Below are 17,355 nucleotides of genomic sequence, written 5' to 3' on the forward strand. Positions count from 1 at the left end.
GCCGCCATGAAACTTCATGATTCTCTGGCGCAGAACCACTCCATACGCCTGCAGGCGGAGGCGGAAAGCTGGCAGGAGGCGGTGAAAATCGGCGTCGATCTGCTGGTGGCCGCCGACGTAGTGGAACCGCGTTACTACCAGGCGATCCTCGATGGCGTCGCGCAGCATGGCCCCTATTTTGTTATCGCGCCGGGCCTGGCGATGCCTCATGGGCGTCCGGAAGAGGGCGTTAAGAAAACCGGCTTTGCGCTGGTGACGCTAAAAAAACCGCTGATTTTCAATCACGAAGATAACGACCCGGTCGACATTCTGATCACCATGGCGGCAGTTGACGCCACCACCCACCAGGAGGTGGGCATCATGCAGATCGTTAACCTGTTTGATGATGAAGCCAATTTCGACCGTTTACGCGCCTGCCGCACCGAGCAGGAAGTGCTGGATTTAATTGAAAACGCCACTGCGGCGGCTGTTTAAGAGGGAGTTGATACGATGTCTCAGTTACCAATGTTGCAGGTTGCGCTGGATAACCAAACCCTGTCTCACGCCTATGAGACCACCCGCCTGATCGCCGAAGAGGTGGATATCATTGAAGTCGGCACTATTCTCTGCGTCGGCGAAGGGGTGCGCGCGGTGCGCGATCTGAAAGCGCTGTATCCGCATAAAATCGTGCTGGCGGATGCCAAAATCGCCGATGCCGGTAAAATCCTGTCGCGGATGTGCTTTGAAGCCAACGCCGACTGGGTGACCGTGATCTGCTGCGCCGATATCAACACCGCCAAGGGGGCGCTGGATGTCGCCAAAGAGTTCAACGGCGACGTACAAATTGAGCTGACCGGCTTCTGGACCTGGGAGCAGGCGCAGGCGTGGCGCGATGCGGGCATTCAGCAGGTGGTCTATCACCGCAGCCGCGACGCGCAGGCCGCGGGCGTGGCGTGGAGCGAGGCGGATATCAGTGCGATTAAGCGTCTTTCCGATATGGGCTTCAAAGTCACCGTGACCGGCGGACTGGCGCTGGAAGACCTGCCGCTGTTCGCTGGTATTCCTATTCACGTCTTTATTGCCGGTCGCAGCATCCGCGATGCCGCTTCGCCGGTGGAAGCGGCTCGCCAGTTTAAACGCTCTATCGCCCAGCTGTGGGGTTAAGGAGCGGCTATGTTGTCGAAACACATTCCGCTCGGTATCTATGAAAAAGCGCTCCCCGCCGGGGAGTGCTGGCTGGAGCGGTTACAGCTGGCGAAAACGCTGGGTTTTGATTTTGTTGAAATGTCGCTTGATGAAACCGATGCCCGCCTTGCGCGGCTGGACTGGAGCCAGGAGCAGCGCCTGGCGCTGGTCAAGGCGGTAGCCGAAACCGGCGTCCGGGTGCCATCGATGTGCCTCAGCGCCCATCGTCGTTTTCCGCTCGGCAGCGAAGATGACGCGGTGCGTAATCAGGGGCTGGAAATTATGCGTAAAGCCATCCAGCTGGCGCAGGATGTGGGGATTCGGGTGATCCAGCTGGCGGGCTACGACGTTTATTATCAGCAGGCGAACGATGAAACGCGCCGCCGTTTTCGCGAGGGCCTGAAAGAGAGCGTCGAGATGGCCAGCCGGGCCCAGGTGACGCTGGCGATGGAGATCATGGACTATCCGCTGATGAACTCGATCAGCAAGGCGCTGGGTTATGCCCACTACCTGAATAATCCATGGTTTCAGCTTTATCCGGACATTGGCAATTTGTCGGCGTGGGATAACGACGTACAGATGGAGCTGCAGGCCGGTATGGGGCATATCGTGGCGGTGCACGTCAAAGATACGAAGCCCGGCGTCTTTAAAAACGTACCGTTCGGTGAAGGCGTCGTCGATTTTGAACGTTGCTTCGAAACGCTCAAGCAGACGGGCTACTGCGGCCCGTATCTGATTGAGATGTGGAGTGAAACCACCGATGACCCGGCGGCGGAAGTCGCAAAGGCTCGCGACTGGGTGAAAGCGCGGATGGCGCGCGCGGGCCTGACGGAGGCGGCATAATGCAGCAACTTAAACAGCAGGTATTTGCAGCTAATATGGATCTGCCGCGTTACGGGCTGGTGACCTTTACCTGGGGCAACGTCAGCGCAATCGACCGGCAGCGTGGGCTGGTGGTGATCAAGCCCAGCGGCGTAGCCTACGAGTCAATGACCGTCGATGATATGGTGGTGGTCGATTTACAGGGCAACGTGGTGGAAGGGCGCTGGCGTCCCTCTTCCGATACCGCGACCCATCTTGCGCTCTATCGTCGCTATTCCGGCCTCGGCGGGGTGGTGCATACCCACTCGACGCACGCTACCGCCTGGGCGCAGGCGGGGCTGGCAATCCCGGCGCTCGGCACCACCCACGCGGACTACTTCTTCGGCGATATCCCCTGTACCCGGGCGCTCAGCGCACAGGAGGTGGAAGAGGCCTATGAGCTGAACACCGGAAAGGTGATTATCGAAACGCTGGGCGAGGCCAACCCGTTACATACGCCAGGGATTGTGGTCTATCAGCATGGGCCGTTCTCCTGGGGGAAAGATGCCCATGAGGCGGTGCACAATGCGGTAGTGATGGAAGAAGTGGCGCGAATGGCGTGGATCGCCCGCGGCATTAATCCGCAGCTACAGCCCATCGACAGTTGGCTAATGGAGAAACATTTTCTGCGTAAACACGGGCCTGACGCCTACTACGGGCAGAAGTAAGTTACGCGCTCCGGGGCTTTCACCTCAGGGTGAAGCAACTGGTCTGGCCCCGGAGCCGTTTTTAACCCTGACGATAGGCCGATGGCATACAGCGCATGCCGATGAGCGTGAGCACGCAAATCATCGCGCCGGCGTAAAACGTCGAGGCAGCGCCGAAGGTTTCCCACAGTACTCCTGCGCCGGTACTGGCCAGCAGCAGCGCCAGGCCGCTCATCAGGTTAAACATGCCGAATGCCGTACCGCGTAGTTCCGGCGGCGCGGTATGCGCAACCATCGCCGCCAGTAGCCCCTGCGTCATCCCCATGTGAATCCCCCACAGCGCGACGCCGATTAGCAGCGTGCTCCAGTGGCCGCTGAGCGCCAGCACGATATCGGCGAGGATCAGCACCAGCAGCCCCCATTGCAGCAGTTTGCTGTGGCTCATGCTGTCAGAGAGCTTACCGAACGGGTAAGCCGTGAGGCTGTAGACCAGGTTCATCGCGACCATGACCAGTGGAATAGTAAACAGCGGGATCTCCATCTGCTGGGCGCGCAGTACCAAAAAGGCTTCGCTGAAGCGGGCGAGGGTGAAAATGCTGCCAATCGCGACCACCCACCAGTAGGCGGCGGAGAGCTTTTTCAGGTTTTCGCGCTTCAGCGGATTGCTACGTTTGTGCGCGATGGCGGATTTCGGCTCCTGCAGGCCAAAGCCCAGTAGAGCAATGGATAGTACGGCGGGAATGACCGCCACCCAGAAGATAGCGTGAAAATCGTTATGCCATATAAACATCAGCAGCACCGCCAGCAGCGGGCCGAGGAAGGCGCCGACGGTATCCAGCGCCTGGCGTAGCCCGTAGGCCGCGCCACGGATCTCCGGCGGCGTTACGTCGGCGACCAGCGCATCGCGCGGCGCTCCGCGGATGCCTTTTCCGACGCGGTCGATCATGCGGGCGCTAAATACCACCCCGGCGCTCGGCGCGAGGGCAAACAGCGGTTTACTCAGCGCCCCCAGCCCGTAGCCAAGCAGCGCCAGCCCTTTGCGTTTGCCAACGTAGTCGCTAATGACGCCGGAGAAGACTTTGAGGATTAAGGCGGTGGCTTCGGCCAGCCCTTCGATAAGACCGATGATAATGACGCTGGCGCCGAGCGTGGTGGCCATAAACAACGGGAGCAGGCTGTGGATCATCTCTGACGAGACATCCATTAGCAGGCTGACGCCGCCGAGCACCCAAACTCCTTTCGGGATACGACCTAAGGTCGCGAAACGCGGGACCATCAATCACTCCTGATTATCAAACGGTGAATTGATGATTAAATCAGGTTGCGATGACGCTGGTAAGTCAGTTGGGAAAATAATTCTCAATTGCGTTTACATCGGTTATTCGCTTCGCCCCTCGTGAGGAGAGGCGAAGCATCGACCTGGGCTAGCGGTAAATAGCGGCGCTGGCATGAATAAGGCCATTGCTCTGCGGTTCGTGAATCAGGATTGGCTGGAAGTACTTCGCTCCCAGGGCATCGCTTTCCTGGTTCAGGGCCTGTTCGGCCTCTTGTTCGCTAGCCATATTATGATTGATATAAATTACGCCCAGACTCTGCACATCGTCCATGTTGCGAGCCTGACGCCCATCGATTTTGATGGCTGCCAGCGCGTTGGCGCTAAGGAGTAGCGCAGCCATTACGGCGATGATAATGCTTTTCATAGAACGCTCCTTACTGACAGTACGGGTAAAACGCTGGACTCCTCTTGCTGGTGTCTGGCTATTGATTAAATTGTAATCGCTGGCGTGCCGCCTGATAGCGACCTTTTCTGATGCAGTTGTTCAAAAAAATGCCGCGTTCCTTATTGGTTAATTTTAAATCACCCACTTAGCCCAGCTTGGCGCTTAGTGCGAATTATTTGTGCAAATGCGCTTGTGTTCCTGGGGGGGCGCAATTAGAATGACGCGTCAATTTTTCAGCCGCCCTTTAACACGTTCCTTGCCTCCATGGGCCGCGGCTGACCCAGACAGGAGGCTGAATAATCCGTAAGGAGCAATTCGATGCGTCATTACGAAATCGTTTTTATGGTCCATCCTGACCAGAGCGAACAGGTTCCGGGCATGATCGAACGTTACACTGGTGCAATCACTGCAGCAGAAGGTACGATCCACCGTCTGGAAGACTGGGGCCGCCGTCAGCTGGCTTATCCGATCAACAAACTGCACAAAGCTCACTACGTTCTGCTGAACGTTGAAGCGCCGCAGGAAGCGATCGATGAGCTGGAAACTAACTTCCGCTTCAACGACGCCGTTATCCGCAGCATGGTAATGCGTACTAAGCACGCTGTTACCGAAGCATCTCCGATGGTTAAAGCGAAAGACGAGCGCCGTGAGCGTCGTGAAGATTTCGCTAACGAAACCGCAGATGATTCTGAAGCTGGGGATTCTGAAGAGTAATCCTGATGACCAACCGTCTGGTGTTGTCCGGCACCGTGTGCAGGATGCCCCTTCGAAAGGTCAGCCCGTCAGGAATTCCTCATTGCCAGTTCGTGCTTGAGCATCGTTCTGTGCAGGAGGAAGCCGGTTTTCACCGGCAGGCGTGGTGCCAAATGCCCGTTATTATTAGCGGACACGAGAACCAGGCCATTACTCACAGTATAACGGTCGGTAGCGCAGTCACCGTTCAAGGGTTCATTAGTTGCCATAAGGCAAAGAACGGCTTGAGTAAAATGGTTCTGCATGCCGAGCAGATTGAATTGATAGATTCTGGAGACTAGCCATATGGCACGTTATTTCCGTCGTCGCAAGTTCTGCCGTTTCACCGCGGAAGGCGTTCAAGAGATCGACTATAAAGATATCGCTACGCTGAAAAACTACATCACCGAAAGCGGTAAGATTGTCCCAAGCCGTATCACCGGTACCCGTGCAAAATATCAGCGTCAGCTGGCTCGCGCTATCAAACGCGCACGCTACCTGTCCCTGCTGCCGTACACTGATCGTCATCAGTAATCGGTCACGGTCCATTAATACGACTTTGAGAGGATAAGGTAATGCAAGTTATTCTGCTTGATAAAGTAGCAAACCTGGGTAGCCTGGGTGATCAGGTAAACGTTAAAGCGGGCTATGCTCGTAACTTCCTGGTACCACAGGGTAAAGCTGTTCCAGCTACCAAGAAAAACGTTGAGTTCTTCGAAGCGCGCCGCGCTGAACTGGAAGCCAAACTGGCTGACGTTCTGGCCGCTGCTAACGCACGTGCTGAAGCAATCAACGCACTGGGCACCGTTACCATCGCGTCCAAATCTGGCGACGAAGGTAAACTGTTCGGTTCCATCGGTACTCGCGACATCGCTGACGCTGTTTCTGCAGCTGGCGTTGCCGTTGCGAAGAGCGAAGTTCGCCTGCCGAACGGCGTTCTGCGCACCACCGGTGAGCACGAAGTAGACTTCCAGGTTCACAGCGAAGTCTTCGCTAAACTGGTTGTTAACGTTGTAGCTGAGTAATTTTTTACTCAACTCACGTCGATGCGCCGGCCTTGTGCCGGCGTTTTGCTTTTTAGCGCCTGCCTGATTTTTATCTGGTATGGTAGCTATTCTCGCCGCTTTCTGGATAATAAAATAAAACACGATTTTATTTCCGGTAAAGCTAATGGACGCTTCCTCTCCAACCTCTTCGATTTTTGCCAATAAAAAAGTTGCTTATGTCTGCGCGACGCTATGCTGTCTGCTATGGGGCAGTTCTTATCCCGCGATAAAAAACGGGTATGAGCTTCTGCACATCGCCACCGATGATGTTCCCTCAAAAATTGTTTTTGCCGGATATCGCTTTCTGTTTGCGGGCTTATTGTTGCTGCTGTTTGCGCTGGCGCAGCGCAAACCCATCGCCCGGCTCAATGGCCGCCAGTGCGGGCAGCTGGCGATGCTGGGGCTAACGCAGACCGCTATCCAGTACGCCTTCTTCTACGTCGGCCTGGCGTTCACCACTGGAGTGAAGGGATCGATCATGAATGCCACCGGGACGTTCTTCAGCGTTCTGCTGGCGCATTTTATCTATCAGAATGACCGGCTCAGCTACAACAAAACTATCGGCTGCGTGCTTGGCTTCGTCGGCGTGATGTTGGTGAACTTCAACGCCTCATTGGGCGATTTTAATTTTGTCTGGCAGGGTGATGGCTTTGTCGTGCTGGCGGCGTTCATCCTCTCGGCGGCGACGCTCTACGGCAAACGCATCTCGCAAACCGTCGACCCGACGGTGATGACCGGCTGGCAGCTGGCCTTCGGCGGTCTGGTGCTGGTGGCGGGCGGGTATCTGACCGGCGGGGAGCTACGGATGCACAGCCTGACCGCAGCGATGATCCTTGGCTATTTAACTCTGCTGTCGTCGATAGCTTTTGCGCTATGGAGCGTGCTGCTCAAGCACAATCGCGTCAGTATGATTGCGCCGTTTAACTTTGTTATCCCGGTGGCCGGGACGGTGCTGTCAGCGATCTTTCTTGGCGAGAATATCTTTGAGTGGAAGTACGCGATCGCGCTGGTCCTGGTGTGTGTAGGGATCCGCTGGGTGAACAAAAGCCAGGCGCGTTAGGCCGGGCGTACAACCCGGCCTAAGCGAAGCGTTTATCGCGCACGCACGAAGCTGCCGTTCGACTGGCGGGTGAACAGCACCTGCTGGCCGTTGCCGGTATCAATAGTGAGGCCGGTGACGACGCCGTTGGCGTTCTGGCGAATTTGCACCGTCTGTCCACTCTGCAAGGTGCTTAATGGTTTGCCGGCGCCTTCGACCTGCGCCATGGCGTAGACGTCAGTGGCTGGCAGACCGTGGTCGCGGAACAGTTGCGCCAGCGTTTTGCCCGATTCAATCCGGTAGGTGCGCCACTGCTGTTCAATACCCGGCGCAGACTGCTGCTGCGCCGGTTGTTGATACGGCTGAGAAGAGGAAGACGTTTGCGGCTGGTCAGGCTGTTCATCCTGAATGGCTTCAGGCGCCACAGGCGCAACCTGATCGGCATCGCTGACCGTCGGCGTATTGGTGATTGGCGGAAGCGGCACGGCCTGATTACCCGAACCTTGCGGCTGAGACTGGGACTGCAAATCGAGACTGGCTTCACGGCTTGCCTGGGTCGGCGTGCTGTTATCGCCGGAGGGGAGCAGGAAACCAATAATCACCAGCAGGAAGCCGGCGATGATGCCGCGGCGATGCATGGGCGGTAGCGGATCCATGAGACGAAGTTGATCCGGGGCGTGCCAGATCTTCGCCAGGGTAGATGTCAGTTCAAAGCGCCCGGGCATGGCTTTCCTCCTGCTCCGCATATTTTTATCCTGCTTATGAGTATAGACGGCTAACGTCCTGAAGGTAGAGGTTAACCTGATATCGCCTATTGTTTCTGTTTCGCTGAGATTTGTCATCATCCGCCGACAAAGTTTTACCCATTCCTCTATGGCTGTTATGCTTTCGAACGCTTTTCTCAAGATGTTTATCACCCAAAAAAGGAACAAAGATGGCAACCCCGACTTTTGACACTATCGAAGCGCAGGCAAGTTACGGTATCGGCTTGCAGGTTGGACAACAACTGAGCGAATCCGGCCTGCAGGGGCTGCTGCCGGAAGCGCTGGTTGCCGGCATTGCCGATGCGCTGGAAGGTAATCAGCCGCAGGTGCCGGTTGAAGCCGTACACCGCGCGCTGCGTGAAATCCATGAACGCGCTGACGCCGTGCGTCGCGAGCGCTTCCAGGCGATGGCCGCTGATGGCCAGAAATACCTCGATGAAAACCGTGAAAAAGAAGGCGTGAACAGCACTGAATCCGGCCTGCAGTTCCGCGTACTGACGCAGGGCGAAGGCCCGATCCCGGCGCGCACCGACCGCGTACGCGTTCACTACACCGGCAAACTTATCGACGGTACCGTGTTCGATAGCTCCGTGGCCCGCGGCGAACCGGCTGAATTCCCGGTGACCGGCGTGATCGGCGGCTGGATCGAAGCGCTGACTCTGATGCCGGTGGGTTCCAAATGGGAACTGACTATTCCGCACAACCTGGCTTATGGCGAGCGCGGCGCGGGTGCTTCTATCCCGCCATTCAGCACCCTCATCTTTGAAGTTGAGCTGCTGGACATTATTTAAGCACCAGGGGCTTCCTCTCCTGTCAGGGGGAGGGAGCCAATAAAAACAGTGTAAAATCCTTAAGTTATAAATTTATTGGAATTTTGTATTGCATATAAGTTCGTTGAGTGTATTTTTGTGAGCTGTTTCGCGTTACATTGGTGATATAACACTCACTTTAAACATAAAATTAACATTATATCTAAATCATAGTATTCATCCCTCCGATTCTTACCTAATATCGATAAACCCTCTTGCCAGGGTTGCGACAAATGACAGGCCAACAGAGCCTGAACAACACAGACAGGTACAACAGGAAGAAAATCACATGGTAGATCAGGTCAAAGTCGTTGCCGACGAGCAGGAGACGACTGAACAATCGCTACGGCGAAATCTCACTAACCGGCATATTCAGCTTATTGCTATCGGCGGGGCGATCGGCACCGGGCTGTTTATGGGGTCTGGCAAGACCATCAGTCTCGCCGGGCCATCCATTATTTTTGTTTATATGATCATCGGTTTTATGCTGTTCTTCGTCATGCGTGCGATGGGCGAATTACTGCTGTCGAACCTCGAATATAAATCATTCAGTGACTTCGCCTCCGACCTGTTAGGGCCGTGGGCGGGGTATTTTACCGGCTGGACCTACTGGTTCTGCTGGGTGGTCACCGGGATGGCGGACGTTGTCGCCATCACCGCCTACGCGCAGTTCTGGTTCCCCGGACTTTCTGACTGGGTCGCTTCGTTAGCGGTTATCCTGCTGCTGCTGGGCCTGAACCTCGCAACCGTGAAGATGTTTGGCGAAATGGAGTTCTGGTTCGCGATGATCAAAATCGTCGCCATTGTGGCGCTGATTGTGGTCGGCCTGGTGATGGTGATGATGCACTTTAAATCGCCGACCGGCGTCGAAGCCTCATTCGCGCATCTGTGGAATGACGGCGGCTGGTTCCCGAAAGGCCTCAGCGGTTTCTTTGCCGGCTTCCAGATAGCGGTATTCGCCTTCGTGGGTATTGAGCTGGTTGGTACCACCGCGGCGGAAACCAAGGATCCGGAAAAATCGCTGCCGCGGGCGATTAACTCCATCCCGCTACGTATCATTATGTTCTACGTCTTCGCGCTGATTGTGATTATGTCGGTGACGCCGTGGAGCTCTGTCGTGCCGAGCAAGAGTCCGTTCGTTGAGCTGTTTGTACTGGTCGGCCTGCCGGCTGCCGCCAGCCTGATCAACTTCGTGGTACTGACTTCCGCCGCCTCTTCCGCTAACAGCGGAGTGTTCTCCACTAGCCGTATGCTATTCGGTCTGGCGCAGGAAGGTCAGGCGCCGAAAATGTTCGCCAAGCTGTCGAAGCGCGCGGTGCCGGCGAAGGGCTTAACCTTCTCCTGCATGTGTCTGCTGGGCGGCGTGGTAATGCTGATGGTCAACCCGAGCGTGATTGCCGCCTTCACCATGATCACCACGGTGTCGGCGATTCTGTTCATGTTCGTCTGGACTATTATCCTCTGCTCTTATCTGGTCTATCGTAAAAAGCGTCCGCAGCTGCACGAGAAGTCCATCTATAAGATGCCGCTGGGTAAAGTGATGTGCTGGGTGTGCATGGCTTTCTTCGTCTTCGTACTGGTGCTGTTGACGCTGGAAGATGATACCCGCGAAGCGCTGATGGTCACCCCGTTGTGGTTTGTTCTGCTGGGCGCGGGCTGGCTGTTTGCCGGTAAAAAACGTCTGGCGAAATAAAAAAGGCCACCCGGAGTGGCCAATAAACTGACAATGTCGAGAGGGCGCCTGCGGGCGCCTTTTTTTATGATTTTCCGGCGAGGGCACGCGGGAACAGCACGTTATTTTCCAGACTGATGTGCTCCATCAGGTCGTCAATCATCTCGTTAATGCCGTTGTACATCGCTTTCCAGGTAGTGCAGGCTTCCGGCGGCGGCGTCACGTTATGGGTGATGTGCTTGATCACTTCCAGCAGTTCGCCCGCTTCGTCATGCTCGCTTTCCATTACGCTGATAGGACCACCGGCCTGAGCGCCCATGCCCTGCTTGATCATCGGGAACAGGATCTGCTCCTCTTTCATCATGTGGCTGGAGAGTTCCTGGTGCAGCATGGTCAGATATTTGGTTAGCCCTTTTGGTACGTTCGGTTTATCGGCGTGGACGCGTTCAACCTTGGTTGCCTGCAGGATCAATTCCGGCAGCTGTTCGCGGTGGCGATCATGATAGCGAACGATGATGTGGTCGATGATGTCGGCGAACGGCGCGGCGCGCCAGTCGCGCTCGACCGGCTGCTCGGCCAGTTTCGCCAGCTCGGCTTCAATCGCCGCAACATCCAGCGCTTTGCGCGTCGCCGCGCGCTCCAGGGTTTGTTTGCCGCCGCAGCAGTAATCCATATCGTATTGACGGAACAGCGCGGAGGCGCGCGGGATGCTCAGCGCCAGCTCGCCCAAAGGTTGGTCACGGAAAGCCATAGCAATTACCTCGTCATCAAAAATATAAGATGCATATTAAATGCATCTTATATCGATGGGAATACCCCTTTGGGATACCAGGCTATTTTTTTGGCTCAACGCGCAGTTCCTGCAGGACCGGTTTCTCCGGGCGGGCGCGAACCGCCGACACCACGCCGAGCACCAGCAGCAGGATACCGCTGAGCGTCAGCAGCGGCGGCAGGCTCTGGCGGAGCAGGAAGGTGTACAGCAAACCGGCCAGCGTCTCGAAGACGATCAGCGGCCCGAGGATCACCGTCGGCAGACGCTGGCTGGCAATATTCCAGCACAGTGCGCCGACCCATGAACAGAGTACGGCGATCGCCAGCATCAGGACGGTGAACACCGCCGGGCGCGGGCCGAAGGGGAGCGGGAAGTCGATATGCTGGTTCTGCAGCCACCCACAGGCGGCGATATAACCGACCAGCGAGACCGGAAGGGTGACCAACGCCTGCGCGGTAGCCCACATCATTGGCGGCTTATCCGGGTTTTCACGCAGCCAGCGAGCGTTGCGCAGGGCATACCACGCCCAGCAGACGACGGAGATCAGCGCGAGAAGAATGCCCGAACCATAGCGCCACGGGCTGAAATCAGGAAGCCCGTGCTGCAGCTCCGCTACGTTGACGCATACCAGCCCCAGCGCAATACAGATTAGCGCCGGAAATAGCCGCCGCCACGGCAGCTTGCCATCGCGCTGGCTATAAAGCAGGTTGGCGCACACCGGCAGTACCACCGGCAGGGTGCCGATAATCATCGTCGATACCGGCGCGCCGGTGCGCTGAATGGCGCTGGCCAGACAGAAGTAATAGATCAGGTTCCCCATCATGGTCAGCGCCAGCGCGGTCCACCAGTCCTTACCGTTCAGCTGGCGTAGACGCGCGCGGCCGAGCCACGCCAGCGGCAGGGCGATAAGTCCCAACGCCAGATAGCGCCCCATCGACTGCAGCACCGCCGGATATTCCGGCACCAGCAACGGGCCGACGAAAATCAGCCCCCACATTAACCCCGCCAGCAGGGCATACAACACGCCGCTAATCATGATGACATCCATCTTCAGTTTGCTTGCGCCAAGTGTAGAAGGGCGTGGGGGAAAGAATATTGTATGAGATTGCGCTTTAGCGCCCGGCGACCTGCTTTTGATAACGCACCGGCGTAATGCCGTAGCGGCGGGTGAAGGCGCGGGTTAAGTGCGATTGGTCGGTTAACCCGGCGGCGATGGCCACTTCGGCGGCGGGCATGCCGTGGGTCAAAAGCGCCTTGGCGCGCCACAGGCGAATCGCCATCAGCATCTGGTGCGGGGTAACGTGAAAGTGGGCTTTAAACTGGCGCTGGAAGTGATAGGGGCTGAGCGCCGCGACCTGCGCCAGTTCATCAAGACTGACGGCACGCATATAGTTATCGTGCAGGTAGTCGCGTACCCGATCGAAGCGATGCGCCGCTTCCGGCGCCATTGGCGAATGGTGAGCCAGCGGGCGGAAGGTATCAACCAGGTCGAGCAGTATCCCCTGCTGCGCCAGCGGATCGTCTGCGTGCCACAGGCCGTAAATCAGTTGGCCGATTTGCCGGGCGCGCTGCGGCTCCTGGCGCACGACCTCGCTGAACCACCAGTGGCGAACGCCGGTGAAGGCTTCCAGCCGATCCGGCTCCAGATAAATCATCCGGTAGCGCCAGCCTTCGGCGGTTTCCGCCTCGCCGGTATGGAGCTCATCCGGATTCATGGTGACGATGGAATTGGCTGAGGCGACGTGCTGACTACCGCGATAGCGAAAGCGTTCGGCGCCTTGTTCAATCACGCCGATGCCGAAGGCTTCGTGGGTATGCGGTTCAAAGGCATAGCGGGAAATATGGGCGTGATAGAGCTCAACGCCGGGGAGTTGTTCGAGATGGCGAAAGCGCGCGTGGTCTTTTTCATCGCTAAATTGTGGTGGTACGCCCTGCATGCCGTGTCTCCCGACGATTCATCCCTTCAATATTAGAGATGAAGCGCCGGGAAGCAACCGCAAAAACTGACAGGGAGCGATTAGATGATGCCTTTCACGCTATCGGCAAGCGACGTGGTCGGGCGGCCAATCAGTTTGCTCAGGGTGCGGCTGTCGTCAAATAGTCCGCCTTTCGACGCGCCGGTATCGGAATCCGCCAGCATATCGGCAAGCCCGGCCGGTAGGCCGACGTTTTTCAGCGCGGCGGCGAAATCGGCTTCGCTGAGGTTTTGATAAACCACATTTTTCCCGCTTTGCTTGCTCAGCTCGGCTGCCAGTTCGCTCAGGGTCCAGGCGTTATCTCCCGCCAGTTCGTAAACTTTCCCGGCATGGCCCTCACCGGCGATAACGTGAGCGGCGGCGGCGGCATAATCGGCACGGGTGGCGGAGGCGATTTTACCTTCGCCGGCGGCGCCGATAAACACGCCGTGTTCCAGCGCTGGCGGCGCGCTGGCCAAATAGTTTTCGGTATACCAGCCGTTGCGCAGCAGCGCGTAAGGAATACCGGAATCGGCCAGCATTTGTTCGGTTTCGATATGTTCACCGGCCAGGCCCAGCGGTGAGGTATCGGCATGCAGCAGGCTGGTATAGGCGATAAATTTCACCCCAGCGGCTTTAGCGGCGTTAATGACGTTACGGTGCTGAACGGCGCGCTGGCCGACTTCGCTTGAAGAGATTAATAACAGTTTATCAACCCCTTGCAGCGCGGCGGTAAGCGCGGCTTCATCGCCGTACTCGGCCTGGCGCACGACGACGCCCTGCTGGCTGAGCGCTTGCGCCTTTGCCGGGTTGCGGACAATCGCCACAATCTGGCTGGCGGGAACGGTTTTTAACAGATCATGCAGTACGTGCTGGCCAAGCTGGCCGGTAGCGCCGGTAATCGCGATCATAGGTCTTCTCCTTCGTGTTCATTGGCAGTTGTGGTAAGCTAACACCTTAACTAACTTTTAGTAAGTACGTACAAAAAGGTAAGTATAAAATGGCCGAACCGACGCTGAGCGACAAACTGCGCAACGGGAATCTGTTTGCTGAACAGTGCCCGTCGCGTGATGTGCTAAAACACGTGACCAGCCGCTGGGGCGTGTTGATTCTGGTGGCGCTACGCGAGGGGACCCACCGCTTTAGCGATCTGCGGCGCAAAATGGGCGGCGTCAGTGAAAAGATGCTGGCGCAGTCCTTACAGGCGCTGGAACAGGATGGCTTTATCGACCGCGTTTCGTATCCGGTGGTGCCGCCGCATGTTGAATATAGCCTGACGCCGCTCGGCCTGCAGGTGAGCGAGAAGGTGGCGGCGCTGGCGGACTGGATCGAGCTGAATCTCCCCGCGGTGCTGGCTAACCACGGGGAGTGAAAATGTATCCCGGGCTACCAGCCCGCTTCGCTTTGTAGCCCCGGTAAGCGTAGCGTCACCGGGGAGCTGTACCCGGATAGCGGCTGGCGCCTTATCCGGGCTACTAGTCAGCTCCGCTTTGTAGCCCCGGTAAGCACAGCGCCACCGGGGTACCCGGTGTTATCGGTTTGCAACTGTTTTGGTCCGGGAAAAACCGTTGTTTTGTATTCATTCAGAGCACATTGCGCTCCCGAACTGTCTCCTGCGTTATGTTTCTCATGGCGCGGGTAGCGCACAGAGGGCGGCCAGTCGCCGCCGCCCTCTGTACTCCCGGGCTCTGGCCGCCAAAATCGCCACTTCGTGGTGCCTTCGACTTATCCCGGCAGGCTCCGGGTCGGGCCGAGGCAGCGTCCCTGCAAATCACGGCCCTCAGCCCGCATCCATGCGGGCTGCCCCGGCCTTCCGGGAACGTCTCAGCGATTTTGAGGCCACCAACACCGGCAGTTTCAGCCTGCATGGTGAATAAATTAACGGCAGGCCGTACGGGCTATACCCGGATAGCGGCTTACGCCTTATCCGGGCTACCAGCCAGCTCCGCTTTGTAGCCCCGGTAAGCGCCGCGCCACCGGGGAGCTGTACCCGGATAGCGGCTGGCGCCTTATCCGGGCTACCGGCCAGCTTCGCTTTGTAGCCCCGGTAAGCGCAGCGCCACCGGGTAGCTATACCCGGATAGCGGCTGGCGCCTTATCCGGGCTACCAGCCAGCTTCACTTTGTAGCCCCGGTAAGCGCAGCGCCACCGGGGAACAGGCATTACTGACTCAAATCCAGCTGATAAATAGCGAAGCCGATATCATCGGTCGCTACCTGCCGCATCGGATACTGCGCTTTCTCTTTGATAAACGCCGCGGCTTTGTCGCCTGGCGAGGTCTCAAAGCGAATATCCAGCGGCGTTTTGCTGAGGATCGGCGCCAGCCGCCAGTTGTTATCCGCCGCCGGATGGATCGCGCCATCTTTCTTCGACTGCGCGCCAATCCACGCCGCCAGCACCGAACGGTTTTCGTCCGGGGAGGCAAAAGCGATATGGCTGTCGCCGGTACCGGCGAATTTGCCGCCGTAGGCGCGATAGTTATTGGTGGCGACCAGGAAGGTGGCCTGCGGATCGATAGGCTTACCGTTAAAGGTCAGGTCTTTGATGCGCTCTGACTGCGGGTGAATCATCTGGCACTCGCCGTCGTAGCGCGCCGGTTGACTCACGTCGATCTGATAGTTTACGCCGTCAATCACGTCGAAGTTATAGGTGCGGAACCCGTCCCAGTTAATCAGCGACTGTGGTTTGCTGCTGGCGGTGTCAATCTGATTAAACTGCCCGGCGGAGCATTCGAGCCACTCCTTGACCTCTTTACCGCTTACCTTCATCACCACCAGCGTGTTCGGGTAGAGATAGAGGTCGGCGGCGTTACGGAAGGTGAGCTGGCCTTTTTCCACTTCGACAAAGCTTGCCGGATCGTTTTTACGTCCGCCGACTTTAAACGGCGCGGCGGCGGAAAGCACCGGCAGCTTCGCCAGATCCGGATCGCCCTGGATGTAGTGTTCGACATAGGCCTTTTGAGCCATGTTGACCACCTGCACCGTTGGGTCGTCCTGCACCAGCGCCAGGTAGCTGTACATGTTGTCGGCGGACTTGCCGATAGGTTTGCTGACGAATTCGCGAGTAGCGTCGTGATCGGCTTTCAGCACCGCCACCATTTTACTATCTTCCGCCGCCAGCGACTTTTTCGCCACCGGGTCGTAAATAGGCCGCGCTTCGGCTTTGGCCTGCGTCACTTGCCATTTACCGCTGTCGTTATTCAGCACCAAATCGACCACCCCGAGATGATCGCCCCACATTCCCGGCATCACCGCCGGAATACCGTTTAGCGTACCTTTGGCGATATCCGCGCCTTTAATAGTGGCGAAGTCTTTACCGGGGAACACCGCGTGGGCGTGGCCGAACATAATGGCGTCAACGCCGGGTACCTGGCTTAAGTAGTAGACCGAGTTTTCCGCCATCGCCTGATAGGGGTCGGCGGAGAGGCCGGAATGCGCAACCACGACCACCACATCAGCGCCTTTCGCGCGCATCTCCGGCACGTACTTACGCGCGGTTTCAGTGATGTCGTTGACCTTCACCTTGCCGTTGAGGTTGGCTTTATCCCAGGTCATGATCTGCGGCGGCACAAAACCGATATAGCCGATGCGCAGGGTATGGGATTGACCATCGCTATCCTGAACCTGGGTATCCTGAATCAGGTAGGGCGTAAACATCGGTTTGCCGGTTTTGAGATCGATAATGTTGGCGTTAACGTAGGGGAATTTCGCCCCGGCAAGCGCCTTGTGCAGGAAGTCGAGACCGTAGTTGAATTCATGGTTGCCCAGGTTGCCGACGGCGTAATTCAGGGTGTTCATCGCCTTATAAACCGGGTGCACATCCCCCTCTTTGAGTCCTTTTGCCGCCATATAGTCGCCCAGTGGGCTACCCTGAATAACATCGCCGTTATCCACCAGCACGCTGTTTTTCGCTTCCGCGCGGGCTTTTTCAATCAGGTTGGCGGTTCTGACCAGGCCGAATTTTTCCGTCGCGGCATCTTTGTAGTAATCGAAATCCATCATATTGCTGTGCAGATCGGTGGTTTCCATGATCCGCAGGTCGACCGTCGCCGCGTTGACGCTGGCCGCCACCAGCGTGGCCAGCAGCGTTGCGCTAAACTTAATCATCAGAGGCGTCCTTTTTTATGAGCAATGGCACAAAAGAAAATGTATTTACATTCTGTTGCTTACAGAA

20 protein-coding genes are annotated in these 17,355 nt (G+C 57.1%); 12 read left to right on the forward strand and 8 right to left on the reverse strand.

Annotation, left to right across the window (positions count from 1 at the left end; genetic code table 11):
- Nucleotides 1-6 precede the first annotated feature (6 nt).
- From ulaC to AC22LX_RS19720, 4 genes are read left to right on the forward strand one after another with little or no spacing between them, the layout of a single operon-like run.
- A complete protein-coding gene (gene ulaC, locus AC22LX_RS19705) occupies nt 7-474 on the forward strand; it encodes a PTS ascorbate transporter subunit IIA (protein ID WP_015368614.1) in 468 nt (155 codons plus the stop codon).
- Nucleotides 475-489: 15 nt separating this feature from the next.
- Nucleotides 490-1,143, forward strand: a complete 654-nt coding sequence (gene ulaD, locus AC22LX_RS19710; protein ID WP_015368613.1) for a 3-keto-L-gulonate-6-phosphate decarboxylase UlaD — start codon at nt 490-492, stop codon at nt 1,141-1,143.
- 9 nt (nt 1,144-1,152) lie between these two features.
- Nucleotides 1,153-2,007 carry an L-ribulose-5-phosphate 3-epimerase gene (locus AC22LX_RS19715; protein ID WP_045396890.1) on the forward strand — a complete coding sequence of 285 codons (855 nt, stop codon included), beginning with the start codon at nt 1,153-1,155 and terminating at the stop codon, nt 2,005-2,007.
- Nucleotides 2,007-2,693: an L-ribulose-5-phosphate 4-epimerase gene (locus AC22LX_RS19720; protein ID WP_015704178.1), complete on the forward strand. Its 687-nt coding sequence runs from the start codon at nt 2,007-2,009 to the stop codon at nt 2,691-2,693. Before AC22LX_RS19715 ends, AC22LX_RS19720 begins: the two co-directional genes overlap by 1 nt.
- A 61-nt stretch (nt 2,694-2,754) precedes the next feature.
- Here the strand turns inward: AC22LX_RS19720 and AC22LX_RS19725 are convergent, their stop codons facing one another.
- Nucleotides 2,755-3,948, reverse strand: coding sequence for an MFS transporter (locus tag AC22LX_RS19725; protein ID WP_045396893.1), 1,194 nt, complete (start codon nt 3,946-3,948; stop codon nt 2,755-2,757).
- A 148-nt stretch (nt 3,949-4,096) separates the two neighbouring features.
- The gene (locus AC22LX_RS19730) at nt 4,097-4,372 is read right to left on the reverse strand and encodes a YdgH/BhsA/McbA family protein (protein WP_045396896.1); all 276 of its coding nucleotides are present in this window, start codon (nt 4,370-4,372) and stop codon (nt 4,097-4,099) included.
- Nucleotides 4,373-4,711: 339 nt separating this feature from the next.
- On the opposite strand from AC22LX_RS19730, the gene rpsF reads away from it, so the two are divergent.
- From rpsF to AC22LX_RS19755, 5 genes are all read left to right on the forward strand, one after another.
- A complete protein-coding gene (rpsF, locus tag AC22LX_RS19735; protein WP_004098001.1) occupies nt 4,712-5,107 on the forward strand; it encodes a 30S ribosomal protein S6 in 396 nt (131 codons plus the stop codon).
- Between the two features lie 5 nt (nt 5,108-5,112).
- On the forward strand, nt 5,113-5,427 hold the full coding sequence (gene priB, locus AC22LX_RS19740; protein WP_015704181.1) for a primosomal replication protein N: 315 nt from the start codon (nt 5,113-5,115) through the stop codon (nt 5,425-5,427).
- Nucleotides 5,428-5,431: 4 nt separating this feature from the next.
- Complete coding sequence (gene rpsR, locus AC22LX_RS19745; RefSeq protein WP_000135199.1) at nt 5,432-5,659, forward strand: 30S ribosomal protein S18; 228 nt, start codon at nt 5,432-5,434, stop codon at nt 5,657-5,659.
- 41 nt (nt 5,660-5,700) lie between these two features.
- Nucleotides 5,701-6,150, forward strand: coding sequence for a 50S ribosomal protein L9 (rplI, locus tag AC22LX_RS19750; RefSeq protein WP_015368607.1), 450 nt, complete (start codon nt 5,701-5,703; stop codon nt 6,148-6,150).
- Between the two features lie 145 nt (nt 6,151-6,295).
- Complete coding sequence (locus tag AC22LX_RS19755) at nt 6,296-7,231, forward strand: DMT family transporter (RefSeq protein WP_045396899.1); 936 nt, start codon at nt 6,296-6,298, stop codon at nt 7,229-7,231.
- Nucleotides 7,232-7,263: 32 nt separating this feature from the next.
- Here the strand turns inward: AC22LX_RS19755 and AC22LX_RS19760 are convergent, their stop codons facing one another.
- On the reverse strand, nt 7,264-7,935 hold the full coding sequence (locus AC22LX_RS19760) for a LysM-like peptidoglycan-binding domain-containing protein (RefSeq protein ID WP_047046269.1): 672 nt from the start codon (nt 7,933-7,935) through the stop codon (nt 7,264-7,266).
- Nucleotides 7,936-8,144: 209 nt separating this feature from the next.
- Here AC22LX_RS19760 and bamJ point away from each other — a divergent pair, with 209 nt between their 5' ends.
- Nucleotides 8,145-8,765 (forward strand): BamJ family beta-barrel-assembly machinery protein, encoded by a 621-nt coding sequence (gene bamJ / locus AC22LX_RS19765; RefSeq protein ID WP_002886687.1) that lies wholly within the window; start codon nt 8,145-8,147, stop codon nt 8,763-8,765.
- 307 nt (nt 8,766-9,072) lie between these two features.
- Nucleotides 9,073-10,476 (forward strand): D-serine/D-alanine/glycine transporter, encoded by a 1,404-nt coding sequence (gene cycA, locus AC22LX_RS19770; protein ID WP_015368603.1) that lies wholly within the window; start codon nt 9,073-9,075, stop codon nt 10,474-10,476.
- 64 nt (nt 10,477-10,540) lie between these two features.
- Here the strand turns inward: cycA and ytfE are convergent, their stop codons facing one another.
- The 4 genes from ytfE to AC22LX_RS19790 all read right to left on the reverse strand — a co-directional run bounded on the left by ytfE (nt 10,541) and on the right by AC22LX_RS19790 (nt 14,093).
- Entirely contained in the window at nt 10,541-11,206 is a 666-nt protein-coding gene (ytfE, locus tag AC22LX_RS19775) for an iron-sulfur cluster repair protein YtfE (protein ID WP_045396903.1), read from the reverse strand.
- A gap of 82 nt (nt 11,207-11,288) precedes the next feature.
- Nucleotides 11,289-12,263, reverse strand: coding sequence for a DMT family transporter (locus AC22LX_RS19780; RefSeq protein WP_063447591.1), 975 nt, complete (start codon nt 12,261-12,263; stop codon nt 11,289-11,291).
- 76 nt (nt 12,264-12,339) lie between these two features.
- Nucleotides 12,340-13,164: an AraC family transcriptional regulator gene (locus tag AC22LX_RS19785; protein ID WP_487334158.1), complete on the reverse strand. Its 825-nt coding sequence runs from the start codon at nt 13,162-13,164 to the stop codon at nt 12,340-12,342.
- Nucleotides 13,165-13,244: 80 nt separating this feature from the next.
- Complete coding sequence (locus AC22LX_RS19790; RefSeq protein ID WP_032709690.1) at nt 13,245-14,093, reverse strand: SDR family oxidoreductase; 849 nt, start codon at nt 14,091-14,093, stop codon at nt 13,245-13,247.
- A gap of 89 nt (nt 14,094-14,182) precedes the next feature.
- Between AC22LX_RS19790 and AC22LX_RS19795 the strand changes: the two genes are divergently transcribed.
- Complete coding sequence (locus tag AC22LX_RS19795; RefSeq protein WP_015704186.1) at nt 14,183-14,554, forward strand: winged helix-turn-helix transcriptional regulator; 372 nt, start codon at nt 14,183-14,185, stop codon at nt 14,552-14,554.
- Between the two features lie 790 nt (nt 14,555-15,344).
- Here AC22LX_RS19795 and cpdB read toward each other — a convergent pair.
- Complete coding sequence (gene cpdB / locus AC22LX_RS19800) at nt 15,345-17,288, reverse strand: 2',3'-cyclic-nucleotide 2'-phosphodiesterase (RefSeq protein ID WP_049060294.1); 1,944 nt, start codon at nt 17,286-17,288, stop codon at nt 15,345-15,347.
- Nucleotides 17,289-17,355: the final 67 nt, after the last annotated feature.

It is taken from the genome of Klebsiella sp. PK01, assembly GCF_057624675.1.